Annotated in this window: 26 protein-coding genes; 2 read left to right on the forward strand and 24 right to left on the reverse strand. The window is 59.7% G+C overall.

Annotation, left to right across the window (positions count from 1 at the left end; all coding sequences use genetic code 11):
• Window positions 1-23 precede the first annotated feature (23 nt).
• From ftsA to BN1143_RS04910, 14 genes are all read right to left on the reverse strand, one after another.
• Window positions 24-1,283 carry a cell division protein FtsA gene (gene ftsA, locus BN1143_RS04845; protein WP_005305690.1) on the reverse strand — a complete coding sequence of 420 codons (1,260 nt, stop codon included), beginning with the start codon at window positions 1,281-1,283 and terminating at the stop codon, window positions 24-26.
• On the reverse strand, window positions 1,264-2,016 hold the full coding sequence (locus BN1143_RS04850) for a cell division protein FtsQ/DivIB (protein WP_005305694.1): 753 nt from the start codon (window positions 2,014-2,016) through the stop codon (window positions 1,264-1,266). Before BN1143_RS04850 ends, ftsA begins: the two co-directional genes overlap by 20 nt.
• 97 nt (window positions 2,017-2,113) lie before the next feature.
• On the reverse strand, window positions 2,114-3,568 hold the full coding sequence (gene murC / locus BN1143_RS04855; protein WP_010635950.1) for a UDP-N-acetylmuramate--L-alanine ligase: 1,455 nt from the start codon (window positions 3,566-3,568) through the stop codon (window positions 2,114-2,116).
• A 2-nt stretch (window positions 3,569-3,570) separates the two neighbouring features.
• On the reverse strand, window positions 3,571-4,650 hold the full coding sequence (murG, locus tag BN1143_RS04860; protein ID WP_010635949.1) for an undecaprenyldiphospho-muramoylpentapeptide beta-N-acetylglucosaminyltransferase: 1,080 nt from the start codon (window positions 4,648-4,650) through the stop codon (window positions 3,571-3,573).
• Entirely contained in the window at window positions 4,650-5,831 is a 1,182-nt protein-coding gene (gene ftsW, locus BN1143_RS04865) for a cell division protein FtsW (RefSeq protein ID WP_010635948.1), read from the reverse strand. Before ftsW ends, murG begins: the two co-directional genes overlap by 1 nt.
• Complete coding sequence (gene murD / locus BN1143_RS04870) at window positions 5,828-7,111, reverse strand: UDP-N-acetylmuramoyl-L-alanine--D-glutamate ligase (RefSeq protein WP_005305707.1); 1,284 nt, start codon at window positions 7,109-7,111, stop codon at window positions 5,828-5,830. The genes ftsW and murD overlap by 4 nt, the downstream gene beginning before the upstream one ends.
• Window positions 7,112-7,114: 3 nt before the next feature.
• Entirely contained in the window at window positions 7,115-8,197 is a 1,083-nt protein-coding gene (gene mraY / locus BN1143_RS04875; protein WP_005305710.1) for a phospho-N-acetylmuramoyl-pentapeptide-transferase, read from the reverse strand.
• Window positions 8,191-9,546 (reverse strand): UDP-N-acetylmuramoyl-tripeptide--D-alanyl-D-alanine ligase, encoded by a 1,356-nt coding sequence (gene murF / locus BN1143_RS04880; RefSeq protein WP_042049844.1) that lies wholly within the window; start codon window positions 9,544-9,546, stop codon window positions 8,191-8,193. Before murF ends, mraY begins: the two co-directional genes overlap by 7 nt.
• A complete protein-coding gene (gene murE / locus BN1143_RS04885) occupies window positions 9,543-11,027 on the reverse strand; it encodes a UDP-N-acetylmuramoyl-L-alanyl-D-glutamate--2,6-diaminopimelate ligase (RefSeq protein WP_042049845.1) in 1,485 nt (494 codons plus the stop codon). The genes murF and murE overlap by 4 nt, the downstream gene beginning before the upstream one ends.
• Window positions 11,008-12,762: a peptidoglycan glycosyltransferase FtsI gene (locus BN1143_RS04890; RefSeq protein WP_005305719.1), complete on the reverse strand. Its 1,755-nt coding sequence runs from the start codon at window positions 12,760-12,762 to the stop codon at window positions 11,008-11,010. The genes murE and BN1143_RS04890 overlap by 20 nt, the downstream gene beginning before the upstream one ends.
• On the reverse strand, window positions 12,759-13,073 hold the full coding sequence (gene ftsL, locus BN1143_RS04895; RefSeq protein ID WP_005305726.1) for a cell division protein FtsL: 315 nt from the start codon (window positions 13,071-13,073) through the stop codon (window positions 12,759-12,761). Before ftsL ends, BN1143_RS04890 begins: the two co-directional genes overlap by 4 nt.
• A gap of 3 nt (window positions 13,074-13,076) precedes the next feature.
• Window positions 13,077-14,015, reverse strand: coding sequence for a 16S rRNA (cytosine(1402)-N(4))-methyltransferase RsmH (gene rsmH / locus BN1143_RS04900; protein WP_042049846.1), 939 nt, complete (start codon window positions 14,013-14,015; stop codon window positions 13,077-13,079).
• Entirely contained in the window at window positions 14,016-14,474 is a 459-nt protein-coding gene (gene mraZ / locus BN1143_RS04905; RefSeq protein WP_042049847.1) for a division/cell wall cluster transcriptional repressor MraZ, read from the reverse strand.
• A gap of 240 nt (window positions 14,475-14,714) precedes the next feature.
• Window positions 14,715-15,011 carry a hypothetical protein gene (locus tag BN1143_RS04910; protein WP_005305733.1) on the reverse strand — a complete coding sequence of 99 codons (297 nt, stop codon included), beginning with the start codon at window positions 15,009-15,011 and terminating at the stop codon, window positions 14,715-14,717.
• Window positions 15,012-15,268: 257 nt separating this feature from the next.
• Between BN1143_RS04910 and BN1143_RS04915 the strand changes: the two genes are divergently transcribed.
• A complete protein-coding gene (locus BN1143_RS04915) occupies window positions 15,269-16,123 on the forward strand; it encodes a lytic transglycosylase domain-containing protein (protein ID WP_042049848.1) in 855 nt (284 codons plus the stop codon).
• A gap of 380 nt (window positions 16,124-16,503) precedes the next feature.
• Here BN1143_RS04915 and lafU read toward each other — a convergent pair whose 3' ends face one another.
• The 10 genes from lafU to lafA (BN1143_RS04965) all read right to left on the reverse strand — a co-directional run bounded on the left by lafU (window position 16,504) and on the right by lafA (BN1143_RS04965) (window position 24,862).
• Window positions 16,504-17,451, reverse strand: a complete 948-nt coding sequence (gene lafU, locus BN1143_RS04920; RefSeq protein WP_042049849.1) for a lateral flagellar motor protein LafU — start codon at window positions 17,449-17,451, stop codon at window positions 16,504-16,506.
• Window positions 17,451-18,308 (reverse strand): lateral flagellar motor stator protein LafT, encoded by an 858-nt coding sequence (gene lafT / locus BN1143_RS04925; protein WP_005305741.1) that lies wholly within the window; start codon window positions 18,306-18,308, stop codon window positions 17,451-17,453. Before lafT ends, lafU begins: the two co-directional genes overlap by 1 nt.
• A 47-nt stretch (window positions 18,309-18,355) precedes the next feature.
• Window positions 18,356-19,069 carry a lateral flagellar system RNA polymerase sigma factor LafS gene (lafS, locus tag BN1143_RS04930; RefSeq protein ID WP_005305744.1) on the reverse strand — a complete coding sequence of 238 codons (714 nt, stop codon included), beginning with the start codon at window positions 19,067-19,069 and terminating at the stop codon, window positions 18,356-18,358.
• Between the two features lie 7 nt (window positions 19,070-19,076).
• On the reverse strand, window positions 19,077-19,535 hold the full coding sequence (lafF, locus tag BN1143_RS04935) for a lateral flagellar basal body-associated protein LafF (protein WP_042049850.1): 459 nt from the start codon (window positions 19,533-19,535) through the stop codon (window positions 19,077-19,079).
• Window positions 19,536-19,573: 38 nt separating this feature from the next.
• Window positions 19,574-20,656, reverse strand: a complete 1,083-nt coding sequence (lafE, locus tag BN1143_RS04940) for a lateral flagellar hook-length control protein LafE (RefSeq protein ID WP_082038436.1) — start codon at window positions 20,654-20,656, stop codon at window positions 19,574-19,576.
• Entirely contained in the window at window positions 20,653-20,991 is a 339-nt protein-coding gene (locus tag BN1143_RS04945) for a hypothetical protein (protein ID WP_042049887.1), read from the reverse strand. The genes lafE and BN1143_RS04945 overlap by 4 nt, the downstream gene beginning before the upstream one ends.
• 123 nt (window positions 20,992-21,114) lie before the next feature.
• A complete protein-coding gene (gene lafC / locus BN1143_RS04950) occupies window positions 21,115-21,507 on the reverse strand; it encodes a lateral flagellar export chaperone LafC (protein ID WP_042049888.1) in 393 nt (130 codons plus the stop codon).
• A 54-nt stretch (window positions 21,508-21,561) separates the two neighbouring features.
• The gene (lafB, locus tag BN1143_RS04955) at window positions 21,562-22,845 is read right to left on the reverse strand and encodes a lateral flagellar capping protein LafB (RefSeq protein ID WP_042049852.1); all 1,284 of its coding nucleotides are present in this window, start codon (window positions 22,843-22,845) and stop codon (window positions 21,562-21,564) included.
• Window positions 22,846-22,959: 114 nt separating this feature from the next.
• Window positions 22,960-23,823: a lateral flagellin LafA gene (gene lafA / locus BN1143_RS04960; RefSeq protein ID WP_005305763.1), complete on the reverse strand. Its 864-nt coding sequence runs from the start codon at window positions 23,821-23,823 to the stop codon at window positions 22,960-22,962.
• A 175-nt stretch (window positions 23,824-23,998) separates the two neighbouring features.
• Entirely contained in the window at window positions 23,999-24,862 is an 864-nt protein-coding gene (gene lafA, locus BN1143_RS04965) for a lateral flagellin LafA (RefSeq protein ID WP_005305766.1), read from the reverse strand.
• Window positions 24,863-25,071: 209 nt separating this feature from the next.
• On the opposite strand from lafA (BN1143_RS04965), the gene fliB reads away from it, so the two are divergent.
• Window positions 25,072-26,235: a flagellin lysine-N-methylase gene (gene fliB, locus BN1143_RS04975; RefSeq protein ID WP_197069841.1), complete on the forward strand. Its 1,164-nt coding sequence runs from the start codon at window positions 25,072-25,074 to the stop codon at window positions 26,233-26,235.
• The last annotated feature ends 39 nt before the right edge of the window (window positions 26,236-26,274 follow it).

The following is a 26,274-nucleotide window of genomic DNA, read 5'->3' on the forward strand; positions in this document are numbered from 1 at the left end:
TTTGCCTGACTCAGCAAAATCTTTTAGAACTCGCCACGCAACCAGTTGCTGACCCGTTTGACCAGCCCACCTACGCTTGCCTTGGCGGCATATTCCTTGCTACTGCCGGTGGATTGATGGGTGCGGCCATACTGCAGCAACCCGACCGCAGTCGAGTACACAGGCGCCTGCACGTAATCACTCAATCCCCGGATATTCATGGGCTCCCCTACCCGGACCTGGCTCTGGAAGATCTGCTCTGCGCACTCCACAATGCCTTCGATCTGGGCAGCGCCGCCGGTCAAGACCACACCGGCTGCAAGCTGATGCTTGACCCCCTGCGCTTTCAATTCGCTTTGTACCCGCACCAGCTCATCATTCACCATGGAGAGCAACTCGGTGTAACGGGGCTCGATCACTTCGGCCAGTGTCTGCCGCTGCAGGCTGCGCGCCGGACGACCGCCGACACTGGGTACTTCAATATTGTCTTCCTTGCTGACCAGCCGGCCCAGGGCGCAGCCGTAGCGCACCTTGATAGCCTCCGCATCCAGCGGCGGAGTGCCGAAGGCGTAGGCGATGTCGCTGGTCACCGTGCTGCCGGCGTACGGGATCACCTTGGTGTGACGCAGGGCGCCGCCGGTAAACAGCGACATGTCCATGGTGCCGCCACCTATGTCCACCACGCAGACACCCAGCTCCTTCTCGTCTTCGGTCAGCACGGCGTAGCTGGACGCCAAGGCGGAGAAGATCAGCTGATCCACCCGCAGACCCACCTTCTCGACGCACTTCTCGATGTTGCGAGCCATGTCGTTGTGGCAGGTGATCAGGTGCACCTTGGCGGCCATCCGCACGCCGGACAGACCGACCGGGTTCTTGATCCCTTCCTGGTAGTCGATGGCGAACTCCTGGGGCAGCACGTGCAGCACCCGCAGCTCATCGGACAACCGAACCGACTTGGCGGTGTGGATGACGTTGTCCACGTCTTCCTGGGTCACCTCTTCATCGGAGATGGGCACCATGCCGGTTTCGTTGCGGCAGTCGATGTGCTTGCCGGAAAGCCCCAGATAGACGGAGCTGATCTGGCAGTCGGCCATCATCTCGGCCTCTTCCACCGCACGGCGCAGGGACTTGACCACGGAATCGAGATCGTTGACCCCGCCCTTGTCCATACCACGAGAGGCGTGACTGCCCATGCCGATGACATTGAGCTCACCGTCTGGCAGCACTTCGCCAACCAGAACCGCCACCTTGGTTGTGCCGATATCCAGTCCGACAATCAGATTTCTATCTGCGGTTTTGGTCATTCACTTTCTCTTCGTTCTTCTTCCAGCCAACTGCCATCCCGGTGTCGTATCGAAGATCCACGTAAGCAACCCGCTCACGGGGTTCGATGACCGGAAAGGCATCGATAAACCGCTGCAGTCGAAGCGCGATATCCGAGCGCCCCAAAAACAGCTGAATGTTGCCATCCAGGGTCAGTTCCCAGGCATGGCGAGGGGTCAGATTCACCCCCAGCAGCTTGTATCCTCTGGCCGCCAGCTGCGCCTCGTACTGACGGCTGGCCTCCAGCACCTTGACGGCCTGATCTTCCGGCCCGGACAGCTGCATCAGGGGGGTCTTCACCCTGTCCGGCGCACTGAACACCTCACCCTTGGTGTTGACGAAGCGGTTGCCGTTCCAGCGAGCCGCCACCGCCTGTTCGGTGAGGTAGACCTTGATCTTGTTGGGCCACTTCTTGCGTACCGAGACCTGGGCCACCCAAGGCAAGGCGTTCAACCGCGCCTGCAATTCGTTCACGTCCAACTCGAAGAAGTTGCGCAGTTCGGCGCCATCCAGCACGGCGCTGCGCAGTTCATCGGTTTGCAAATACTGGTGTTGCCCCTGCAGCAACAGCTCGCTCATGGGCAACCGATTGGCATCCGTCAGCCAATCTTTAACATCCAGCGCGGTCTGGTAGAGGCCCCACATGACCAGGAGGAAAAATCCCACCCCGGCGATGAAGCCTCCCTTGGTGCGCCCTTGTGCCCTTGCCTCCACCCGATCGATCCCCGTTTAACGCGCCATGCCGGCCCTTTGCAGGCCGGTTCGCCATTATATAGGCCCCGGCTTGGCGGTCAAAATACTCATTGGGCCCTCAGGCGCCGGATTTCATGCTCTCGATGCTCAATTTCATCTCGCCGAGACGCCGTGCCAGCGCCCCGACGTTCCCTGCCCCCTGGGTCAGCACCAGATCCCCCTCGCCGACCAGGCCGGCCAGTACCGCCGGCACATCGTCCGGCGTCGCGACAAAGATGGGTTCCAGACTGCCGCGGGAGCGGATGGAGCGGCACAGGGCGCGGCCATCGGCGCCCGGAATAGGCTCTTCACCGGCGGCATAGACCTCCAGCATCACCAGCACGTCCACCTTGGAGAGCACGTCAGCGAAATCTTCATAGAGATCACGGGTACGGGTGTAGCGGTGCGGCTGGAACACCATCACCAGTCGCTTCTCGGGCCAGCCGGCGCGAGCGGCGTTGATGGTGACCTTGACCTCGCTCGGGTGGTGACCGTAGTCATCCACCAGCATGGCCTTGCCGCGGCCGGTCTCGAACTCGCCATATTGCTGGAAGCGGCGACCCACCCCTTCAAACTTGGCCAGCGCCCGGATGATGGCATCATCGCCGATCCCGTCCTCGGTGGCGACCGCAATCGCCGCGGCGGCATTGAGGGCGTTGTGGATGCCGGGCAGATTGAGGGTCACCTCCAGCTCGCCGGCATCCTTGCGACGGACCCGGAAACGGCTGCGGTTGCTGGTCTGCACGAAGTCCAGCACCTGCACGTCGGCATCATCACTCAGGCCATAGGTGATGGTGGGACGCGCGATCTCCGGCAGCATGCCGCGGATCACAGGGTCATCCACGCACACCACGGCCAGCCCGTAGAACGGCAGATTGTGCAGGAAGTCGATGAAGGTGGCCTTCAGCTTGGAGAAGTCGCCACCATAGGTGTCCATGTGATCCGCTTCAATGTTGGTCACGATGGAGACCATCGGCTGCAGATGCAGGAAGGAGGCGTCGCTCTCGTCCGCTTCGGCAATCAGATAGCGGCTGCTGCCCAGGCGGGCATTGGTGCCGGCGCTGTTGAGCAGGCCACCGATGACGAAGGTCGGATCCCGGTCCGCCTCGGCATAGATGCTCGCCACCAGGCTGGTGGTGGTGGTCTTGCCGTGGGTGCCGGCGATGGCGATGCCATGGCGGAAACGCATCAGCTCGGCCAGCATCTCGGCGCGGCGCACCACAGGAATGCGCAGCTCGCGGGCAGCCAGCAGCTCGGGGTTGTCCTGCTTGATGGCGGTAGAGACCACCACCACGCTCGCCTCGTTCACGTGCTCGGCACTGTGGCCCACGAAGATGTGGGCACCGAGGGACTCGAGCCGTTCGGTCACCGCATTGCGGGCCAGATCCGAGCCGGTCACCTGATACCCTTCGTTGGCAAGGACTTCAGCGATACCGCCCATCCCGGCCCCACCGATGCCGATGAAGTGAATACGACGCACCCGGCGCATTTCAGGGATAACGGTACGCAGTTTTGCCAGTTCAACCTTGGTCATAATCATCTCTCGCTCTGCCCGGTCGCCAGGCGTTTGCACTCATCGGCGACCCGCTCGGCGGCATCGATGATGGCGACGCGACGGGCAGCCTGGGCCATGTTCAATAGGGTTTCCCTGCGCCCGGCAAGCCAGGAGAGACGCGCAGCCAGCGAGGCCGTGGTCAGCTCGGATTGGGGCAGGAATTCAGCCGCACCGCCGTCGACCAGAGTCAGGGCGTTGCGGGTCTGGTGATCATCCACCGCGTGGGGCAGCGGCACAAAAATGGCGGCAACCCCGGCGGCGGCGACTTCGGAGACGGTCAGCGCCCCGGCCCGGCACACCACCAGGTCTGCCCAGGCATAGGCACCGGCCATGTCCTTGATAAATTCACTCACCTCGGCCGCAACACCCTGCTTGGCGTAGGCCTCGGCCACGGCATCGCGATTGCCCTTGCCGCACTGGTGACGCACCTCGATGGGGACCCCGGCCGCTGCCACCGCCGGCGGCACCTGCTCGTTGAGCACCCGGGCCCCCAGGCTGCCACCGACGATCAGCAGCCGCAGCGGCTCTGCACTGCTGCGCAGTTGCGGATCCGGCAGAGCCACCACCTCAGGACGCACCGGGTTGCCCACCACGGCGGTGCGACGGCTCGGCGCAAAGGCGCCCGGGAAGGCCATCAGCACCCGCTTGGCGAGGCGAGCCAGCAGCTTGTTGGTCATGCCGGCAGCGGCATTCTGCTCATGGAGCAGCAACGGGATGCCGGACAGCCAGGCGGCCACGCCACCCGGACCGGAGGCAAAACCGCCCATGCCGAGCACCACGTCGGGGCGAATGGTCTTGAGCACCCGGCGCGCCTGCAGCACGGATTTTACGATGCGATAGGGGGCCGCCAGCAGCCGCTTGATGCCATTGCCACGCACCCCCTGGATATCGATGAAGGAGATGGGATAACCATGGGCAGGCACCAGCTCCGCCTCCATCCGGTCGGCGGTACCGAGCCAGTGAATGGTCCAGCCCTGGGCCTTGAGGCGATCGGCCACGGCCAGACCGGGGAACACGTGGCCCCCGGTACCGCCTGCCATCACCAACAGCGTCTTGCTCACTAAACCTCCCGCACGCGCGCCTGGGCACTGGCCTGACGCAACTCGAAATCGATACGAATCAACATGCTCACCGCCACCATCATGATGATGAGGCTCGAACCACCATAACTGACCAGCGGCAGGGTCAGACCCTTGGTCGGCATCATGCCACTGGCGGCGCCGACGTTGACGAAGGTCTGGAAGCTGAACCAGATGCCGATGCCGATGGCCAGATAGCCTTCATACAGCCGCTCCGCCACCAGCGCCTGGTGGCCCAGCTTGAGCGCCTTGACCGAGAGCGCGAAGATGAGGAAGAGCGCGCCCAGCACGCCCACATACCCCAGCTCTTCACCCAGGATCGCAAACACGAAGTCGGTGTGAGCTTCCGGCAGGTACTCCATCTTCTGGATGGAGTTGCCGAGCCCCTCGCCAAACCAGCTGCCACGACCGAAGGCCATCAGCGACTGGGTCAGCTGGTAGCCGCTGCCGAACGGATCGGCCCAGGGGTCGAGGAAGGAGGTGACCCGCCGCATCCGGTAGGGCTCGGCGATGATCAGGGTCACCACAGCGCTCACCCCCACCAGGATGAGGCCGATGAACTGCACCAGGCGAGCGCCGGCCAGGAACAGCATGCCCAGCGACGTCACGAACATCACCACCACAGACCCTAGGTCAGGCTGTGCCAGCAGCAGGATGGCCACCACGAACAGGACCGCCATCGGCTTCATGAAGCCGATGAAGCGCTCACGTACCTCGCTCTGGCGGCGCACCAGGTAGCCGGCCAGATAGACAAACAGTGCCAGCTTGCCAAACTCGGCCGGCTGCAGGTTGAAGGGGCCAAGCGGCAACCAGCGCACCGAGCCGTTGACGCTGCGCCCCACCAGCAGCACCAGCACCAGCATGACGATGGCCAGCAGCAGCATGGGGCCGTTGTAGTGTTGCCAGCGGGCCATGGGCACCTGCAGTACGAACCAGGAGACCCCGAGCGCCATCAGCAAGAACAGGCCATGGCGCTTCACGAACATGAAGGGATCGTTGTTGATGGCGATCCCCTCCGGAATGGAGGCGGACGCAACTATCACCAGACCCACCGCCATCAGCGCCAACGCCAGCACCACCAGCTGCCGGTCGTAGAGACCGGCAGGGCGTGCCGGCAACAGCCAGCGCTGCAGGAAGCCCGCTACTGTGCGCAGGGCGTTCATAAGGCCATCACCAGCTCGGTGAAACGATCACCGCGCGCTTCGAAAGACTTGAACTGGTCCAGGCTGGCGCAGGCGGGTGCCAGCAGCACCCAGTCGCCGGGCCTGGCATCGGCAGCCGCCTTGGCGACCGCGGCATCGAGATCGGCAACCCGCTCGGTCTGCTCACCCAGTGCCAGCAGCACCTCGGCATCCTGGCCGAAGCAGTACATGTGATCGATCTGGCTGCCGAGCAGGGCTTGCACCGGGCCGAAATCCTGGCCCTTGCCCTGGCCGCCGGCCAGCAGCAGCAGACGGCCTTTCACCGATTCACGCACCCCGGCCACGGCGGCCAGGGTAGCCCCCACGTTGGTGGCCTTGGAGTCGTTGATCCAGCGCACCCCGTTCACCTCGCGCACGAAGCGGGCGCGGTGCGGCAACCCCTCGAAGCGGCGCAGCACGGCGAGCTGGGGCTCTCGCGGAATGCCCACCGCATCGCACAGAGCCATGGCGGCCAGGGCGTTGGCCTGGTTGTGGGCACCGACGATCTTCATCTCGTCCACCGCCAGCAACGGCTCGCCGTGCAGGGTCAGCCACTGGCGCCCCTCCAACTCACAGCGCCCGTAACCGTTGCAATCGAGACCGAAGCTCTGCCACACCTGACCCACGTCGGGCAGGGTCTGGGCATCGTCACGATTGACCAGAATGTGCTGGGAGTGCTGATGGATCTCCATCTTGGCGGCGCGGTAGTCGGCCATGCCTTGATAGCGATCCATATGATCTTCACTGAGGTTCAATACCACGGAAGCGGCGGCGCGCAGGCTGTGGGTGGTCTCCAGCTGGAAGCTGGAGAGCTCCAGCACGCAGAGATCCATCGGCTGCTTGAGCAGCTCCAGCGCCGGCGTGCCTATGTTGCCACCAACGCCCACCTTGAGGCCGGCTTCGGCGATCATCTCGCCCACCAGGGTAGTCACAGTGCTCTTGCCGTTGGAGCCGGTGATGGCGATGACCGGCACTTCGGTGTCGCGCACAAACAGCTCGATGTCACCGACGATCTGCACCCCGCACTCGGCGGCGGCTTTCAGCTCGGGGGTGGCCAAGGCGATGCCCGGGCTCGCCACTATCATGTGCGCCTGCTTGAGGCGCTCGCCGTCCAGCCCGTGAATGAGCTCCACCTCGGGCGGCAGCTGATCCTTGCCGGGCGGGTTGGCGCGGGTGTCCATCACCAGCGGCGTGACGCCACGGCCGAGGAAGTAGTCGACGCAGGAGAGTCCGGTTTTGCCAAGTCCGATGATGATGACCATGGCTTACCTCACCTTCAGGGTGGCAAGGCCGAGCAGCACCAGCATGAGGGTGATGATCCAGAAGCGCACGATGACGCGCGGCTCCGGCCAGCCCTTCTTCTCATAGTGGTGATGGATCGGCGCCATACGGAAGATGCGCACGCCGCGCAGCTTGTAGGACCCCACCTGCAGGATCACCGAGACGGTCTCCATCACGAAGACCCCGCCCATGATCACCAGCAGGAACTCCTGGCGTACCAGCACGGCGATGGTGCCGAGCGCGCCGCCCAGCGCCAGGGAGCCCACGTCCCCCATGAAGACCTGGGCCGGATAGGTGTTGAACCAGAGGAACCCCAGACCGGCGCCGACGATGGCGGTACAGACAATAACCAGCTCGGAGGTATAGGGCACGTAGGGAATGTGCAGGTAGCTGGCAAAATTGACGTTGCCGGTCGCCCAGGCGATGAAGGCGAAGCCCCCCGCCACCATCACGGTCGGCATGATGGCCAGACCGTCGAGGCCGTCGGTCAGGTTGACCGCGTTGGAGGTGCCGACGATGACGAAGTAGGTCAGTACGATGAACATCAGGCCGAGCTGCGGCATCACGTCCTTGAGGAAGGGCACTACCAGCTGGGTCTGACCGTCGTGAGTGGCGGTGGCGTAGAGGAACACAGCCACCCCCAGCGCAACGGCGGACTGCCAGAAGTACTTCCAGCGGGCGATCAGGCCGTCGGTATTCTTGCGCACCACCTTGAGGTAGTCATCGGCGAAGCCGATGGCGCCGTAGGCACCCAGCACGAACAGCACCAGCCAGACATAAGGGTTGTCGAGACGGCACCAGAGCAGCACCGAGATGAAGATGGCAGCGATGATCATCAGGCCGCCCATGGTCGGGGTGCCTTTCTTGCTCAGGTGCGACTCGGGGCCGTCATTGCGGATCACCTGGCCGAATTTGAGGATCTGCAGGCGGCGGATGAGGCGCGGCCCCATCCAGAGCGCCACCACCAGACCGGTGATGATCGACAGGATGGCGCGAAACGTCAGGTAGGAGAAGACGTTGAAGAAGGTGAAGTGCGGGGTGAGCAGTTCCGCCAGCCAGACTAGCATGTGGCCGACTCCTGATGGTCTTTGACCATCTCGACGATATCTTCCATGCGGGAGCCGCGGGCACCCTTGACCAGAATCGAAATTTCTTGATGTGTTTTTATCATTTGCGCAAGCACTTCAAACAACGACGCCTTGTTATCGAAATGTCGGCCAGCCGCGGCATCTGCGGTGTGGCGACTCTGTTCTCCTACCGTCAGCACGGCATCCAGACCGCGCTCACGGGCGTGGCGACCGACCCGGGCATGCTGCTCGGCGGACTCCTCACCCAACTCCTTCATGTCACCGAACACCAGCACCTTGTAGCCGTTCATGGCGGTCAGGGTATCGATACCCGCCAGCACGGACTCCACGCTGGCGTTGTAGGTGTCGTCCACCAGGGTAAGACCACCCCAGCGCTGGACGCAGAAGCGGCCCTTGACCGGCGCCATCTGCTCGAGCCCGGCCTTGATCGAGGCGAGCGAGGCGCCGAGCGCCAGCGTGCCGGCGGCGGCGGCCAGCGCGTTGGCCACGTTGTGGCGACCCGGAATGGCCAGAGTCAGGCTCACCTCACCCTGCGGGGTCACCATGACGAACTCGGCACAACCCTGCTGATTGATCACCACGTTTCTGGCGTGGAACGGCTGATGCTGATCCTCGATGGAGAAGGCGCAGTGAATGCCGCGGGCCTGCCATTTGGGCCAGAACTCGTTGTCGGCGTTGACGATGGCGGGGCCACCTTCGCACAGGCCCTCAAAAATCTCGCTCTTGGCGTGGAACACCCCTTCCAGCGAGCCGAAGCCCTCCAGATGGGCGGCCGCCACGTTGTTGATGATGGCGGCATCGGGTCTGGCCAGCGAGGTGGTCCAGGCGATCTCGCCCGGGTGGTTGGCCCCCAGCTCCATCACCGCGAACCGGTGTTGCGGCTCGAGGCGCAGCAGGGTGAGCGGCACTCCCACCTCGTTGTTGAAGTTGCCGGCGGTGGCCAGCACTTCCCCTTCCTGGCGCAGAATGGCAGTCGCCATCTCTTTCACCGTGGTCTTGCCGCAGCTGCCGGTGATGGCCAGCACTTTCGGGTTGATGCGCTCGCGCACCAGCCGACCGAGGCGACCCAGCCCCTTGAGGGTATCGGCCACCACCAGCTGAGGGATCGCCAGCGGCAATTCACGCTCCACCAGCAGGGCGGAGGCGCCGGCGGCCACGGCCTGGTCGCAGAAATCATGGGCATCGAAACGCTCGCCGTGCAGCGCTACGAACAGGGCGCCAACGCCCAGGGTACGGGTGTCGGTACTGACAGCAGTGATCGCTTCGTCTTCACCAATCAGACGGGCATCGAGTACCTGCGCCAACTCGGCAAGCCTGAGGGTCATCATGCGAATGACTCCAATAATGTGTGCAAGGCGGCCGCGACGGTTTCCCGGTCGCTGTAGTGCCGCTTGTCGGTTCCAATGATCTGATAATCCTCGTGGCCTTTACCGGCCACCAGGATGATGTCCTGTTTGTTTGCCTGACTCAGCGCCAACTGGATCGCCTTGACCCTGTCGTGCTCGATCTGCACGGCGCCAGGATCGCGAAGACCCGCCACCATGTCGGCCATGATCCGGGCCGGCTCCTCGGTACGGGGGTTGTCGTCGGTCAGGATCACGCGATCCGCATGCAGCTCGGCCATGGCGGCCATCATGGGGCGCTTGCCGCGATCCCGATCGCCACCACATCCCACCAGGCACCAGAGCCGTCCTTCACAGTGCACCCGCAGGGCCTGCAGCGCCTTCTCCAGCGCATCCGGCGTGTGGGCATAATCGACCACGGCGAGCGGCGCCTTGCCGCCACCGAAACACTCCATGCGACCGGTCACCGGCTGCAGTTGCGGCGCGGTGGCCAGCAACTCGTCGAAGTCATAGCCGAGCACCAGCATGGCGCCCATCGCGGCCAGCACGTTGCTGACGTTGAAGCGCCCGAGCAAGGGGGCGGATAATACACCATTCCCCCAACTGGAGTTAATCTGCGTGCGAAAACCTTGCTGGTGGAAATGGGGGTCTTGCGCCGTCAGCTGTCGCCCCGGGTGATTGGCAACCGGGCCGTGCACGCTGAACGCCACCGCGGCCGGATAAGCGGCCAGCCACTGGCGACCCAGGCGGTCATCGGCATTGAGCACGGCGCAAGGTTCTGCCACCAGTTTCAGCAGCTCTTCCTTGGCGGCGCCATAGGCCTCCATGGTGCCGTGATAGTCCAGGTGATCCCGGCTCAGGTTGGTGAACACGGCAGCGGCAAACGGCAGGGCAGCCACGCGGTGCTGCACCAGACCGTGGCTGGAAACCTCCATCGCCACCAGATCCGCCCCCTGCGTCTGCAGGGCGGCCAGATTGGCCTGTACCTGCAGCGCGCTGCCGGTGGTGTTCTCAGCTTCGATAAGATCGCCGAACAGGCCGTTGCCGATCGTGCCCATCACCCCGGCCTTGCCCCCCAGCAGGGTGCGCCAGTTGGCGACCAGCAGTGCCGTGGTGCTCTTGCCGTTGGTGCCTGTGATGCCCACCAGCGCCAGCTTGCTGGCCGGCTGGTCGTAGAAATAGCCGGCCAGCTCGGAGAGGCGGGCCGGCAGATTGGGCACGCCGATGCAGGGCACGGTCAGCGTTGGGGCCACGAATTCCCCGTCCTCTTCAAACAGTACGGCGGTCGCTCCCTGAGCCACCGCCTGTTCGATAAACCATCTGCCATCCACCTGATGCCCGCGAATCGCCACGAAGAGACAACCGGGCCCGACGCGCCGACTGTCCAGCTGGATGTCGGTGAGTGCGAGCGCCGGGGCAGTAATGCCAAAGGGGCGCATCAGCTGATCAAGTGCGCGGGACAACATTGGAAGCCTCCGTACGGGCAAGTTTGGTGGGCACCGCTGGCGGCACCGCGTCGGGACGAATATTGAAGAGTTGCAGCACCCCGCCCATGGCCTCGGCAAACGGCGGGGTCGCCACGGCGCCGCCGTAGTAGGCATCGCCCTTGGGCTCGTTGATCACCACCACCATGACGAAGCGCGGGTTGCTGGCCGGGGCGAAGCCGGCGAACCAGGCCATGTAATCTTTGCCGTAGCCGCCGGCCACGGCGACCTTGGCTGTACCACTCTTGCCGCCGACCCGGTAGCCCGGGATCTTGGCTTTCGGAATGGCATTGTCGACCACATACTCCAGCGCCTGCAGCATGGCGGTGGCGTTGTTGTGGTCGATGACTTGCTCACCCTTGGGCGGCTCGCTCACCTTGACGATGGAGATGGGCACCCGCTTGCCCTTGTTGGCCAGGGTGGCATAGGCGGAGGCCAGCTGCAGCGGGGTCACCCGCAGGCCATAGCCGAACGACAGAGTGGCCCGTTCGATATCGGACCAGCGCCGGCGCTGGGGCAGCATGCCGCTGCTCTCGCCCATCAGGCCGCTACCGGTATCCATCCCGAAGCCCACCATGCTGAGGGTGTTGATCATCTCCTGGGCCGGCATCCGCAGTGCGATGCGCGACATGCCGATGTTGGAGGAGTAGCGCAGGATGTCGTACAGGTTGGTCGCTTTGTGAATACTCACGTCGCGGATCTGCTTGGCCCCGATGAACAGGGGGCCACCCTGGATGGTGTCCTTCCAGCTGGTGACGCCAGCCTGCAGGGCACTCAGCAGGATCAGGGGTTTGACGGTGGAGCCCGGTTCATAGGTGTCGGTCACCACCCGGTTGCGCACCCGGAAACTCTGGTACTGACCGCGGTTGTTGGGGTTGTAGGAGGGGGTATTGACCATGGCGAGCACCTCGCCGGTCTTCACGTCCAGCATCACCATGGAGCCGGAGGTCGCCTTGTTCTCGTCGGTGGCCCGCTTGAGTGCCCGGTAGGCCAGCGCCTGTACCCGCTGATCGATGCTCAGCTGCAGATCGTTGGCGTTCTTGCCCTCTTTCACCAGCCCGAGCCGCTCGATGACCCGACCCTGCCGGTCCTTGCGCACCCGCATCTCGCCCGGGGTCGCGGTCAGCCATTCGTCATAGCTGCGCTCGATCCCCTCGATGCCATGCCCATCGATGTTGGTCACCCCCACCAGATGGGCGCTGATCTCGCCGGTCGGATAGAAACGGCGCGACTCCGGACGCAGGTAGATGCCGCCCAGCTTGAGCCCCTTGATGTACTCAGACACCGCCGGCGTCACCTGCCGCTGCAGGTAGACGAAGCGCTTGCTCGGGTTGGATATGCGGTGCTTGAGGGTATTGATGTCGAGCTTGAGCACGGCGGAGAGCGCCATCCAGGCGCGTTCGTTGTGGATGGCACCGGATTCATGCACCGTCTTGGGATCGGCCCACACCGCTTCGACCGGTACCGACACCGCCAGCTGTTCGCCGTTGCGATCGGTGATCATGCCACGCACCGCCTGGGTGGAGGTGGTGCGCAGCGAGCGCATGTCCCCCTCCTGACGCAGCCTGTCCGGGTCGATCACCTGGATCCAGGCCAGCCGCAGGATCAAGCCGGCAAACGCAATGCCGATGAAAAACACCAGTGTGCGAAAGCGCCACGGATAGAGTGACGGAGCTTTGACCTTGGGTTGGGCCTTGGCGGATGCCTTGCGTTTCATGGTTGTGTAATTACCTTCTCGGTGGTCACCAGCGGGCGAGCCATCTGCAACTTGTCCATGGCCAGACTCGCGACCCGGGAGTGCTCTGCCAGCGTGCCCTGCTCCAGCAGCAGGTGGCGCCACTCGATGTTGAGCCGATCCTCCTCCGCCATCAGGTCATTCTGCTTGGCGGTGAGGCCGCGAGTCATGTTGGTCACCAGGATCACGGCAAAGGCGGTGATCAGCACGGCGATGGCCAGCACCACCTGCAGCTTGTGCCGCCAGAGATCGCCGAGGATCTCCCTGGCCAGATGAACACGCACCTCGCTCATGGCTTACTCCGCCAGCCGCTGGGCCACCCGCAGCACCGAGCTGCGTGACCGGCTGTTTTCGTTGACTTCATGCTCGGAAGGCTTGAGCGCCTTGCCGACCGATTTCAGTTTGCGACCGCCGGCCAGCTGGGCCTCGGTCAGCGGAATGCCGTGCGGCACTTCCGGGCCTTTCTCGTGCTTGCGGATGAAGTGCTTCACCAGCCGGTCTTCCAGCGAGTGGAAGCTGATGACGGAGAGGCGGCCGTGGGGGGCCAGCACTTCCAGGGCCCCGTTGAGTGCGGTCTCGATCTCGTCCAGTTCGCTGTTGATGTAGATGCGGATGGCCTGGAAGCTGCGGGTGGCAGCGTGCTTGCCCTTTTCCTTGCTCGGATTGACCCGGGCGATCATCTCCGCCAGCTGGCGGGTGCGAACATAGGGCTCGGTGACCCGGTCATGCACGATGGCGCGGGCAATCTTCTTGGCAAAGCGCTCCTCGCCAAAGGTCTTCAGTACCCAGGCGATGTCGTCCACGTCAGCCCTGGCCAGCCATTCGGCGGCGCTCTGACCGGAAGTGGGATCCATCCGCATGTCGAGCGGGCCGTCCTTCATGAAGCTGAAACCGCGCTCGGCATCGTCCAGCTGGGGGGAAGATACACCCAGATCCAGCAGGAAGCCGTCGACCTTGCCCAGCAGGCCGCGCTCACTCAGGTAGGTGGTGATGCCGGAGAAGGGGCCGTGCACGATCTCGAAACGCGGATCCTGGATCTTGGCCGCTTCGGCGATGGCCTGGGGATCCCGATCGATGGCGATCAAACGACCATGGGGGCCCAGCAGCTGCAGGATAAGGCGCGAGTGACCGCCCCGGCCAAACGTACCGTCGACGTAGATGCCGTCCGGCTTGATGGCCAGCCCTTCGACGGCTTCGTGCAGCAGCACTGTGATGTGTTCAGCGGCTTGGGTCATTTATAAAGAGAAATCCTGTAGTCGTGGCGAGCTTGCCCAGTCATCTTCGGGCAGGCCCTGAATGTCGTCATTGACCTGTTGTTGCCAGCGGGCTTCATCCCACAGCTCAAATTTGTTGAGCTGGCCCACCAGCATGATTTTCTTGTCCAGCCCCGCATGGCTGCGCAGTGGCTGGCTGAGCAGCAGACGGCCATTGCCGTCCAGCTCGCATTCGGTCGCATGCCCGAGCAACAGCCGCTGCAGGCGGCGCTCAAGGGGATTCATGCTGGAGAGGGTCTTGAGCTTGCGCTCGATCTCTTCCCATTCGTTCAGGGGGTAAAGCAGCAGACAGGGGTGGGCAATATCGATAGTGCAGACCAGCTGGCCCTCGCTCTCGTCGCGCAGCCAATCACGGTACTTGGTCGGAATCGCCAATCGCCCCTTGTTGTCCAGGCTGATGGCATGCGCACCACGCAACAAATTGCAGTCCCTGAAAATGAGTTAAAGGGGGCAAACCGCCCGATAAAAACCACTTTGATCCACTTTTCCCCACCTTGAAGTTTAAGGACGTGCTGAGGGCTTTTCAAGCGAGGATCTCGGGCATGGGGAACATATTGACGCAGCATTTTCGCAGCGGGGATTAAATGAGTTGATTTTCCACAACTTATTTACGAGAAGGCACTATTGATTAATTAACGGCCAGTATGAAGACCGCTCTAATCAGGGGGAAATAATGAAGCGATAGAGTACCACGGTACACAGGATGATGCTGACCCCAACCACGGGGTAGATGATATAACCGTCACCAGCCCGGCGAGCTCGCAGGCATACCAACTGGCAAAGCAGAAGATTGTAGATAATCAGCAGGAAGGTCAGCAGGATATTGACGCCAAATGCCAGTTCCCCGGCATGCATGACATAAAGCCCCATCAATACAAAATTGGCGAGAATCAAATACAGTAGAAACTTCTGGAGTGCCTTGCCCGCTTTTGGGGTCTTTTTTACTCGTGCTATCATGCTTATCACGTCCTGGATTCCACATGAACAGTCGACAAAAATTATCGAAAACTGTTGAGATACATCATGTTTTTATTCTCTAATGCTATTTGCCTCCCCCTCATATCATGAGTCGCTCTCTCGGTTGGCTAGTTAGCGTTCTATTACTGACCTCTCCCTATTGTTATTCTTATCATAACTATCACTGGCAGGCTGGTTTTCCTACCCCAATTCAGGGAAAAGGAGCCGAACTGGTCACTCAGCAAACACAGTTTCTGTTGAAGCAACGCGATCACCTGCAAAGACGACTGACACAGTCCCAGCCCATGATCCGCTGGGTTGCAGATCAGGTCAGCGCTCGCAAGTTGCCCCGTATGCTGGCCTTTTTACCACTGATAGAGAGCAGTTATCGGCTAGATGTGATATCGGCAGCAGGCGCTGCTGGCCCCTGGCAACTGATGCCCGATACAGCTGCACGCTTTTCCATTCCTATGCAACCGGGCTTTGATGGGCGCTATTCGCTACCGCTTGCTACCGATGCTGCTCTCTCCTATCTCGGCTGGCTTCATCAGTTTTTCGGCCAGGACTGGCTGCTGGCACTGGCAGCCTATAACGCAGGAGAAGGGAGAGTCTTGAAAGCGGTACTCGATGCAGGCACCCGAAATATATGGGAGCTGCAACTGCCTATGGAAACACGCCTGTATGTGGCGCGCTTTATTGCCTTGGCACAGTTGCTTGACCGGTCGGAACAGCACCAGATCACCCTACCCTCCTGGCAAGCAGGGGAAAATATTCAGGTTGCCATACACCCTGGCAGTTGTTCCCTGTTGCAATGGGCCATGGCAAAGGGGGTCACGATGAATGAAGCAAGCCGCTGGAATCCGGCATGGCAGCTTCCCGATGCCCCCGGGGTCACCAACTGTCCCATCGTCTACAGCCGGGGAGGTTCTCCTGCACCGACACACCAAAACAGTAAGCAGGTGTTTTACAAGGCAGTGTCGCTGGAAGGTTTGCACGACCCTCTGCTGCTGCAGGCAGCAAGAGGGCTGGATATGAGCAAGGGTTCGGTCAGGCTGGAGGCGTTGCAGGATCCACTGGGATTGGAGACGAAACGCCCGCCTCTGGTACCATGAAACAGTGTCGCCAGTGACTCAATACCGGTGATAAATCGACTGACTCGGGCTCCGACCAGCGGGCACCATAAAAACTCAGATACTGTCCGATGGGGCGACGATGGGTGATGTGGCAATCAAGCACAATTCGTGGCGAGAGCGATAAGGCAACTATTTCGGGCAAGACAAAACGGGCCGGCGCAAGAAAACCTACCCCACCGGGACCAATGTCCTTGATCACGGCTCTGCCGATACTCTTGTCAAACAACAAACCCGATACCAGCAACCTTGCTGCAATACCACAGCTCTGTGACTCCAGGGGCGTAGTGCCATCATGTAGATACCAGCGGGGTAGCTTGCGCCGGGGATCATTGAATTCGGTCGATATTGATGGCCCTGCTTCAAGGTTGTTCATGAGACGTTTCATCCTTGGCCTGTTTCACGGCCGCTTGCGTTTGTGCACTGAACAACTGTTCCAGATTTTTTTCTGCCTGACTGGTCATGATCAACAGCTCGATTCGACGGTTCTGGCTGCCCCGAGGATCGGCGGTGTTTTCCAGCATGGTATCCGACATGGCCACCACCTGTCCCACTCGTTCCGGAGGCATGCCACCCGCCAGCAAGACACGTCTAGCCATCATGGCTCGATCCGAGGAGAGCTCCCAGTTGCTGTAGTTGTCCCCGGCAAAGGGGGTGCTGTCGGTATGGCCCGAGATCATGATGCGGTTTTCAACCCGTTGAAAAATCGGTGCCAATGCCATCAGCATGTGCCGGAAGAAAGGGCTGATACGGGCACTACCCCGGCTGTACATCTCCCGATCGTCATCATCACGGATCAGGATCCGCAAGCCCTGCGGTACCAGCTGCAACTCCAGATTATTTTTGGCCTGCATCTGCTCGGCCAGAGAACCAATGAAGCCGGCCAGCTGCTTCATCTGGGCTTCCCCTTCAATCTTGCCGGCCAGCAGGCTCTCATACCCACCACTGACGCCATCAGAAAAGATGCTGCGATCTCGCTGCATATGTCTCGGCATGCGCTGCCCCTGCTCCACAAATTTAGGGCTTAGCTCCTCCAGTACAGAAGGGTTGCCACCCAGATCTACCGGATAAGGACTATTGCTGATGTCGAACGGGTTGGCCTCACTGTCCATGATGCTGTAATCACGCAAGCGGCTGGCGACGACTTCTCGCTCCTCCTGGCTGGAGACAGCCAGGATCCATAGCACCATGAAAAATGCCATCATCGCCAAAGTAAAATCGGCAAAGGCGACTTTCCAGGCCCCTCCTCCTTTGGGGCCGCTGCTGCGCCGCTGCTGGCGCTTGATGATGATCTGCTCGTGATTACGCATTACATGGCCCTGTTCGTTACCCAGTCTTCCAGTTCAAGGAAACTGGGCTTCACGTCAGGCTCCAGCATCTTGCGACCTGAATCGACGGAAATCAGCGGCGTCTTGCCACGTAGCTGGGCAATCAGGATGGATTTGATGCACATCAGCAGCCCGATCCGGCGCTTGACCATCTCTTCCATGGCATTGCTGATGGGCTCCAGCAGGCAGTAACAGAGGAAGATACCGATAAAGGTGCCGACCAGTGCGGCAGCAACATGCACTCCGATATTGCTCAGAGGGCCATCCAACTGCTGCATGGTGATGATGATCCCCATCACGGCCGCCAGGATACCAAACCCAGGGCAGGCTTCTCCGGTCTTGTGCAGAGCATGTGCCGGCTTGAGCATGTCTTCCTCGATCGCCATGATCTCCTGCTCCAGCACGGTATCCAGTTCATGCGGGGTGATCTTGCCCATGCCCAGCAAACGCAAGTTGTCGATGATGAAACCCAGTAACTGCGGATCTTCCGAAATCTGTGGATACATCAGGAAGACCGAACTCTGCTGCGGGTTCTCGATATGCTCGTCCAGTGCCTTCATACCCTTGTTGCGGGTCTCTTCCAGCAATTGATGCATCAGTGTCAGCAACTCGCGATAAACCTCCTTCTCCTCCTTGTTGGATTTGAAGCATTGTTTCATCTGCCGCCACATCTCGTGCATCACCTCCTTCGAATTACCCAGGAACATGGAGCCTGCCGCGGCCCCAATGATGATGATCAACTCGGCTGGTTGCCACAAAGCAACGGGGTTGCCGCCCGCCATCATGAAACCGCCCAGCACACAAATGAAAATGACGCCGAGGCCTATCTGTTTTTGCATGAATGCTCCCGCAGAATTCAATGAGCCTCACCACTAGTGGTGAGGCGTTAGTATATGGAGTCGACCAAACGTTGCTTGAGCTGTAGAACACACTGCTTGTGCAACTGACAAACCCGAGATTCCGTCAGCCCCAGCACCAGGGCAATCTCTTTCATGTTCAGTTCTTGCTGATAGTAGAGGGAGAGCAGCAGCTGCTCGCGCTTGTCCAGCGAGGTCAGCACCTTGCTGATGGTCATAGCCATGTCGACATCATCGGATTCCGTGGTCGGAGCCTTGCCACCATTTTCCAACCACTCTTCCAGGCTCTGAAGGGCCTCGGCCTGGCTGGCATAAGCCAGTTGGCGCACTTCTTCAATGGTGCACTCCAATGCGGTGGCCAGTTCCAGCTCCGACGGAGGACGTCCAAGCCGGTTGTGTAACTCTCGCTGGGTTTGATTGTGGCTATGCACCTGCTGACGCAACTGACGGGGGCGCCAATCCAGGCGACGCAGTTCATCCAGCATGGCCCCACGGATCCGCTTGAAGGCGTAGCTTTCGAACTGGGCATCCGGCTCACTGTCGTAACGACGCCAAGCTTCCAGCAGACCCATCATGCCCACCTGTTCCATGTCTTCCTGGTCGAAGCAGGCGGAAACCTGACTGCGCAAATGGCTGGCAGCCCGTTTAACCAGTGGCAGATAACGGGTCAGAATGGCCTGTTCGCCCGTGCGGGGGGGAGAGGAAACAAATTCTTGCGGGCTATCCCAGTCGATATCCATCATGACGTCGCTACTGAACCAGGACCTTGGTAATCAACACCTCATCCAGATAGGTCTTGTAGCCATAGCTCTGCAGCGTGGTGACCAGCTTGCCCAACAAAGAGCTTTGCAATGCAGTGATGTTCTGAAGCTCCTTTTTGACATCCTCATGGGTGCGGTGACTGAAATATTGCACCATCGCATTGCGGATCAGTGGCGTCAGTTCATTGAGCGAGTTGAGCTGAGCCGGATTGTGGGTCACCAATGCCAGCTCAAGCACGAGATAATGGGATTCCACACCACCTTCCAGACTAATGACAAAGCGCTCCATCGGCTTGAACAGCGGAGTAGTACTGAGCTCGGGTTTTGGCTCAGCCAATCCCAGCCACACGGCAACCAGATCTCGCTTCAGATAGGCCCCATAAGCCAGCACAGCCAACAGGCACAGTGCCATCACGCCCATCATCAACCACTTAACGACTCGCCGCATAATATGAAATCACTCTCGTAATTGCCGGATAATAAAAATCAAACCAGGGTATTCAGCCAGTCTCGTCCATTGCCATCGCTTGGCTCGAATTCTTCCTGCCACTGTCGTCGTCCAGCCATGATCTGCTGCTGTTGCCATTTATCCTGCTGCTCTCTCTCACCACCCTGGCCCACGTTGACTTCGACTCCCCCCGCATGATGGGGAGACAGGCTCATCCGTAGGCGCTCCATCGACTGGATCAGTGCCTCACGCACCGCAGGATTGGTTGCGTTGAGCTGGACATTGAGACGATCCCCCTCCAGACGCACGGTCAATTCGAGCCGACCCAGTTCGGGGGGATCAAGCCGGATATGGGCCTGCTTGACCTGCTGATTGACCTGCAACTCAACCTTGTCTTTCAACACATCGAGCAGTTGTTGTCCCCATTGAACGGGATTGTCAGCCAACTTGACGGGGGCCCATTGATATTCTGCCTGTTTGGGTGCCACCGCAGTCGCCAGATTGCTGAACACACCTTTCAAGTCGGCAACGGTGGATTCAGGTTCACCGGCACCGTCAACCGCAAGCTGGGACTGCATGCTGGCCATAACCTTGTCTCGCAGCACCGGCTCCATTACCGCTGTAGCAATCTGAGCGCCCATACGGCTGGAAATATCCGTGCTGGATACAAGCATTCTATTTTCATGTTGAGAACCTACGGCCTCCTCAACTACTCGGTTGTAGTCAGAACGACCATAGGTTGACAGGGCTCGTAATACTGCCGAGGCGGCTGATGAGCCGTCTTGTCGGACCGCCCCCCCGCAGTCATCAGTCGTCACGACTACCGGCTGGGCCTGGCGTAGCATCGACAGTCGCGAAGCATCATCGGACAACAGGAAAACGGGGGGCAGATTGTTAAAAGAATCCAACTGTTCGGCAGCATCATCTCGCGGCTCATCAGTCACACTCGGACCTTTTTCATCGATAGTTTCAGTTGGTAAAGGTATTGCCACCAGCTCTTCCATGAATGGCAGGTCCAGCGGTTGGTATGTGTCCCCCTGACCATCAAGCTGCCGGGAAAGACGACTGAATCCTGCGGAATCAAGCGCAGCCACGCCATCAAGGCCGGGGAAGTGAATCATGCCCATTCCTGAACCTCGCCATAAGCTTGCAACCCTTCCCGCTTCTGGGACAGCACCTGCCATTCCCGTTTACGCAAGGCCGTTTCTTGCTGACAGAGCAGCAGAGCCTCCTGCTGCCAGGATCGCACCTGATCCCTGGCAGGTTGCATGGCGGCCCATAATTCTGGCTGCCCCAGCATGTGCTGGATGAACTGGGACAATCGACTATCAGCCAAACGAACGGCATCCCACTGGCCGGCTCGGGCCTGCTGCAATATCAGGCGTCCCAACCCCAGCAGCTGGCGCTGGCGAGTCTCATGCTCTGCAGTAAGTTGCTTAGTTCCGGTTACCGACATGGTGATGGCCCCCAATTAAAATGACCTTGCCAGCAAGCAAGGAGCAGGCCAGCTGAGAAATTCAGGAATTCATGAGAATGGCCAGGGATCAGGCCGGGAAAAGAAGGAAGCATCACTTCCGCATTAGCGAGGATGACGCGCCATCGCTTCCCAACCTTCCTTCAGTTCCAGCAGAATTCGGCGCACTTCGGCGAACCCAGCCACATCGTTTGACACACTGATTTCAAACAGGCGCTGACCACAGTAGTCGTAGAGACGATGCAGGTTGACAGCAAGCTCCCCGCCTTTCTCCATATCCAATGCACTGTCCAGTCCACCCAGGATCTGCAGGCATTTGTTGATAGCTTGCCCTTTGCGCTCAAACTGCCTGGCCAGAATATGGCCTTCCGCGCGGGCCATTTCATCGAGTAACCCGTCCATCAACATCAGCACCAGCTGATGTGGGTCCGCACTCGCCGCCTTGGCCTGGGTAGCTGCGAATTGGTAGGCATCGTAGCCATCTTGATCTTCAAACATGTACAACTCGCTTGTTCCGGATAAGATGCTGCAAATAGCAGGAAACGTGCCGGTTTAGATAGCACCCATGGTCTGCATCATCTGGTTCATGGTGGTGAACTGATTGAGGTAGCGCTTATACGCGGATTCCATGCGACGGTCCAATGCCTCCATCCGCTCGTTCACCCGCTTCTCGGTCGCCTCAAGACCGGTCTTGCGGCCTTTGAGAGCACCGTCTCGCTTGGTGTAAGGATCGAGCGAATTACTCATCCGCTTGAGCAAGCCATCATCGCCCATCAGTGCCTTGCCGAGCAGTTCAGGATCCTTCTCCAGCGCCTTGTTGAAGTCGGTTTCGTTGAAGGAGAGCTTGCCCGTCTTATCGGTCTTAATGCCGAGACTGCTGAGACTGAGCCCATCCGGCAGATCCCGCACACTGCGAGACAGAGCGCTCTTGAGACTGCGCACTCCGCTATCAGACGAAAGGGCACCCGGCGCCTTGGGGTCGCTGGAAGTCATCTTGGCCAGCTCATCGATCAGCTCGTTATAGCTATCGACAAACTTCTTGAGGGACCCAGTCACAGCCTCTTTGTCCTGATCTATGGTCACCATCAGAGGGGCATCTCCCACCTTCTGGGCCTTGGTCAGCTGGAAGGTCAGACCGTCGACGACGTTCTCGATCTTGTTGCTGGCGGAGGTGATGGTCAGGGGATTGTCCCCTCCCATACGCAGCTTGGCGTCCTGTGCTTGAGTGATATCAGTCTTGCCGGCAACAGCCGTTCCCAGAGCATTGCTGGCATCTCCGCTATAGCCCAGAGTGATAGCATTCTCCACCCCGCTCTCCTTGCTGGTCAGCACCATGCTGACCTTGCCATCGGTTCGCACCAGGGTCGCCTTCACACCTGGGTTGTCCTTGGCATTGTTGATATGAGAGACCAAATCCTTGGCGGTAGAGCCTGCTGGCAGGGTCGCCAGATCGATGTCGATAGCCTTGCCCTTGACCGTCAGGGATAAGACACCGTCGGTCGGCAGTGGAGTGGTGTCGCTGTCGAGCTGCAGACCCACCTGATGAGACTGGGCCAGCTGTTCCACGAAGAAGTTGTATTGACCCGAGCTGGCCTTACCGTTGCTGGTGACCGTCATGACCCCGTCTTGAGACATGGTGGCCTTCTGGGCTTGCAGGTTGCTCGCCTTGTTCAAATCCTTCAGCATGGTCTGGAAAGTCGACAGCTTGGTGGTTAGCGTGCTGATAGCACTCTGCTGTCCCTTGACACTGTCCAACTGCTTCTTCAGCAACTTGTCCATGTTCTGGCGCTCTATGGCTACCAGTTTCATTGCCATGCTGGCCGGATCTACTTGCATCATCACATCCCTATTAACTTATCGGTGGCATGCCCGTTGGAAAAAACCGAGTCGGTGCTTTCCAACGCACAAACAAGAACAAAGCCACCCCTCTCGAGGTGGCCAGGCAACACATTAACGCAGCAGGGAAGTCACCATGCCAGTCATCTGGTTGGAGTTGGACAGCACGGACATGCCAGCCTGCATCAGCATCTGGTTCTTGGTCATGTTGGTGCTCTCCTGAGCGAAGTCGGCATCCATGATGCGGCCGTTCGCCAGATCGGTGTTCTCTTTCATGTTGGAGAGGTTGTTGACCGTGTGCTCCAGACGGTTGATGTTGGCACCGAAGGCGGAACGCGCCTCGCCGATCCCCTTGGAGAAGGTATCCAGCTCAGCCATGGCGGCGGTGGCCTTGGCCTGATCATCGATGCCGGCGGCGACGGCAGTACCCTTGGTCCCCTTGTCATCGGCAATCACCCCCTTGAGGGCGGTGGCCAGGGCACCATCATCCTTCAGTTCCAGTTTCTCGGCAGCAGTGCCACCGATCTGGAAGGTCACGGCCTTCTGGAAACCTTGATCCTTGGCCAACAGAGTCTGACCACCGAAGGTGGTGTTGTTGGTGATGTTGTCCAGCTCAGCGCGCAGTTCGCTGAACTCGGCATTCATCGCCTTGCGATCGTCAGCGGTGCTGGTGCCGTTCGCAGACTGAGTAGCCAGATCCTTCATTCGCTGAACGATATTGCTCATCTCATCCATGGCGCCTTCACCAGTCTGCATCATTGAGATGGCATCCTGAGAGTTGCGCATGCCTACTTTCTGGCCGCTGGACTGGGATTGCAGGCGGGTAGCCATCTGCAGACCGGCGGCGTCATCGGCGGCGGAGTTGATGCGCAGACCGGTGCCCAGACGTTGCATGGCAGTGCTCAGCATCTTGTTGGTGGAATTCAACTGGCTCTGAGTGGTCAGGGAAGCGAAATTGGTGTGAATGGACAAACCCATGATTTACTCCTCAAAAAAGCTGCGATGCAGCAGGTAACCCTTATAGGAATAAGAAGCGACAGGAATCGGCCAAGACTTGAATGGAGAGCGGGAAAATATGCGGAAAAGCGGAAAGAAGGGAGAAGAACAGAGGGAAGAAGGCACTCATCCAGAGATGGGATGAGTGCCACCTCGATTAACGCAGCAGGGAAGTCACCATACCGGTCATCTGATTGGAGTTGGACAGCACGGACATGCCGGCCTGCATCAACATCTGGTTCTTGGTCATGTTGGTGCTCTCCTGGGCGAAGTCGGCATCCATGATGCGGCCGTTCGCCAGATCGGTGTTCTCTTTCATGTTGGAGAGGTTGTTGACGGTATGTTCCAGGCGGTTGATGTTGGCACCGAAAGCAGAACGGGACTCACCGATCTTCTGGGAGAAAGTGTCCAGTTCGGCCATGGAAGCGGTAGCCTTGGCCTGATCGCCGATACCTACCTTGACGGCGGCACCGTCAGTGCCCTTGCCAGTGCCTACAACTTCTGCCAGCGCTTTGGCCAGGGTACCAGTCTTTTTCAGCTCCAGTTTCTCGGCACCGGTACCGCCGATTTGGAAGGTCACATCTTCCTGGAAACCCTTGCCGGTCTTGAGCAGTTCTTGTCCGCCGAAGGTGGTGTTATTGGTGATGTTGTCCAGCTCGGCGCGCAGCTCGGTGAACTCGGCATCCATGGCCTTGCGGTCTTCAGCGGTGCTGGTGCCGTTCGCAGACTGGGTAGCCAGATCCTTCATGCGCTGAACGATATTGCTCATTTCGTCCATGGCACCTTCACCGGTCTGCATCATGGAAATGGCATCCTGGGAGTTGCGCATGCCGACTTTCTGGCCGCTGGACTGTGATTGCAGACGAGTGGCCATCTGCAGACCGGCAGCGTCATCGGCTGCAGAGTTGATGCGCAGACCGGTGCCCAGACGCTGCATGGCAGTGCCCAGCATCTTGTTGGTGGTATTGAGCTGGCTCTGAGTGGTCAGAGAAGCGAAGTTGGTATGGATGGACAAGCCCATGATGTATTCCTCGATATGACGCTGCACTGCAGCCTGTTAGGTTGACATCAGATATAGGCGACCTCTTTCTCGCAGAAATGTAGACAGCTTGACGCATATTTTTTTTCACTTCCTTCTCCCCTGCATAGTCCACGATCTCTGTAACAGAGTGAGAGTATTCGGCATGGTTATTGCTTTTATCACAGCACCTCTCTTTACCGGACAGCGACATGGCAGCCTCTCTCTATACCCCTCACTTTGTTAAACATTTCCAGTGCATCGGAGATCGCTGCGAGGACAACTGCTGTCATAGCTGGACCATCAGCATCGACAAATTGACCTTTAGAAACTATGAGAGACACCCGGACCCCACAGTCCAGTCCCTCAGCAAATTGCATATCCGCAAGGTCAAACAGAGCAATGAACATTGGGGAGAGATCCAGCTTGACGAGCAGGGAGCCTGCCCCTTCCTTGATGAGAACCGTCTTTGCCAGATCCACAGCAAGGCCGGTGCCGAGGCGCTGAGCCATACCTGCAAAACCTATCCAAGATCCCACTCACGCATCGGCAATCAGGTCAGGAAATCCCTGATGCTCTCATGCCCCGAGGTCAGCCGGCAGTTATTGCTTGATCCCATGGCAATGCAGACTGAGGTCACCGAGCTGGAGCAACGTCTGCCGTTCGTATCTCCACCATCTACCGCCATGGCGACTCTGCACAGCCTGAGCATCCATGTGTTGGCCGCTACGGAGGTTCCCGTCGAGATACGGCTGTGGCTCATCGGCATGCTGATCCATCGGGATCCCGCACAGCTGTCACACGAAGCCTTCCTGGATCAGGTGGCCGTGCTGGCCGAGCGGGGAGAACTCCTCACCATGTTCGAACAATTGCCGGTCTTGCCGCGATTGCAGTGGTGGGGGTTGCGAACCATAACTCATCAATTGCTGGCCTACTCACAGGGAAGGCGTGGACGGCAGACCATGCAAGGCTGTCTTGACAATATCAACCGCCTGCTGGAAGGGGTCTATGACGAGACGAAACTCTCACGACTGCAGCAGGCCTGGTATGAAAAGGTATCACCCTTCCTGTCGGCTCGTCCCCAGATCATGAACAACTACCTGCTCTACTACGTGTATCACCATAACTTTCCGCAACAGCAGAACACCCCGGCCCAAGCCTATCAGTTGCTGGTCATCGATTTCTTCCTGCTGCGCAGCTATCTGTGCCTGCTGGCCATGGAGAAAGAGCTGGAGGAACAGGACGTCATCAACTTGTTCTACAGCTATCACACCATACGCCAACACAATGCTGGCTTTATCAAGACCATAGAACAGGGATTGAGTGAGTCTGGTTTTGCGTCGGATCTGAGCCTCTACGCCCTCCTCAAGCCTTGAAATAAAAACCGCCAGCAAAGTGCTGGCGGTTTCTCAATT

The organism is Aeromonas dhakensis (genome assembly GCF_000820305.1).
Classification (GTDB): domain Bacteria; phylum Pseudomonadota; class Gammaproteobacteria; order Enterobacterales; family Aeromonadaceae; genus Aeromonas; species Aeromonas dhakensis.

What these genes read in the sequence shown, in the direction of transcription:
- lafU (WP_042049849.1), bottom strand. Translation starts at nt 17,451, where the DNA reads ATGCGTAATCACGAGCAGATCATCATCAAGCGCCAGCAGCGGCGCAGC.
- BN1143_RS04945 (WP_042049887.1), bottom strand. Translation starts at nt 20,991, where the DNA reads ATGTCGGTAACCGGAACTAAGCAACTTACTGCAGAGCATGAGACTCGC.
- mraY (WP_005305710.1), bottom strand. Translation starts at nt 8,197, where the DNA reads ATGCTAGTCTGGCTGGCGGAACTGCTCACCCCGCACTTCACCTTCTTC.
- lafA (WP_005305766.1), bottom strand. Translation starts at nt 24,862, where the DNA reads ATGGGCTTGTCCATCCATACCAACTTCGCTTCTCTGACCACTCAGAGC.
- ftsA (WP_005305690.1), bottom strand. Translation starts at nt 1,283, where the DNA reads ATGACCAAAACCGCAGATAGAAATCTGATTGTCGGACTGGATATCGGC.
- lafT (WP_005305741.1), bottom strand. Translation starts at nt 18,308, where the DNA reads ATGCAAAAACAGATAGGCCTCGGCGTCATTTTCATTTGTGTGCTGGGC.
- ftsL (WP_005305726.1), bottom strand. Translation starts at nt 13,073, where the DNA reads ATGAGCGAGGTGCGTGTTCATCTGGCCAGGGAGATCCTCGGCGATCTC.
- BN1143_RS04910 (WP_005305733.1), bottom strand. Translation starts at nt 15,011, where the DNA reads ATGATAGCACGAGTAAAAAAGACCCCAAAAGCGGGCAAGGCACTCCAG.
- ftsW (WP_010635948.1), bottom strand. Translation starts at nt 5,831, where the DNA reads ATGAACGCCCTGCGCACAGTAGCGGGCTTCCTGCAGCGCTGGCTGTTG.
- lafC (WP_042049888.1), bottom strand. Translation starts at nt 21,507, where the DNA reads ATGTTTGAAGATCAAGATGGCTACGATGCCTACCAATTCGCAGCTACC.
- murD (WP_005305707.1), bottom strand. Translation starts at nt 7,111, where the DNA reads ATGGTCATCATCATCGGACTTGGCAAAACCGGACTCTCCTGCGTCGAC.
- lafB (WP_042049852.1), bottom strand. Translation starts at nt 22,845, where the DNA reads ATGCAAGTAGATCCGGCCAGCATGGCAATGAAACTGGTAGCCATAGAG.
- murE (WP_042049845.1), bottom strand. Translation starts at nt 11,027, where the DNA reads ATGTTGTCCCGCGCACTTGATCAGCTGATGCGCCCCTTTGGCATTACT.
- lafF (WP_042049850.1), bottom strand. Translation starts at nt 19,535, where the DNA reads ATGCGGCGAGTCGTTAAGTGGTTGATGATGGGCGTGATGGCACTGTGC.
- rsmH (WP_042049846.1), bottom strand. Translation starts at nt 14,015, where the DNA reads ATGACCCAAGCCGCTGAACACATCACAGTGCTGCTGCACGAAGCCGTC.
- lafE (WP_082038436.1), bottom strand. Translation starts at nt 20,656, where the DNA reads ATGATTCACTTCCCCGGCCTTGATGGCGTGGCTGCGCTTGATTCCGCA.
- lafA (WP_005305763.1), bottom strand. Translation starts at nt 23,823, where the DNA reads ATGGGTTTGTCCATTCACACCAATTTCGCTTCCCTGACCACTCAGAGC.
- BN1143_RS04890 (WP_005305719.1), bottom strand. Translation starts at nt 12,762, where the DNA reads ATGAAACGCAAGGCATCCGCCAAGGCCCAACCCAAGGTCAAAGCTCCG.
- murF (WP_042049844.1), bottom strand. Translation starts at nt 9,546, where the DNA reads ATGATGACCCTCAGGCTTGCCGAGTTGGCGCAGGTACTCGATGCCCGT.
- lafS (WP_005305744.1), bottom strand. Translation starts at nt 19,069, where the DNA reads ATGATGGATATCGACTGGGATAGCCCGCAAGAATTTGTTTCCTCTCCC.
- fliB (WP_197069841.1), top strand. Translation starts at nt 25,072, where the DNA reads ATGGCAGCCTCTCTCTATACCCCTCACTTTGTTAAACATTTCCAGTGC.
- murC (WP_010635950.1), bottom strand. Translation starts at nt 3,568, where the DNA reads ATGACCAAGGTTGAACTGGCAAAACTGCGTACCGTTATCCCTGAAATG.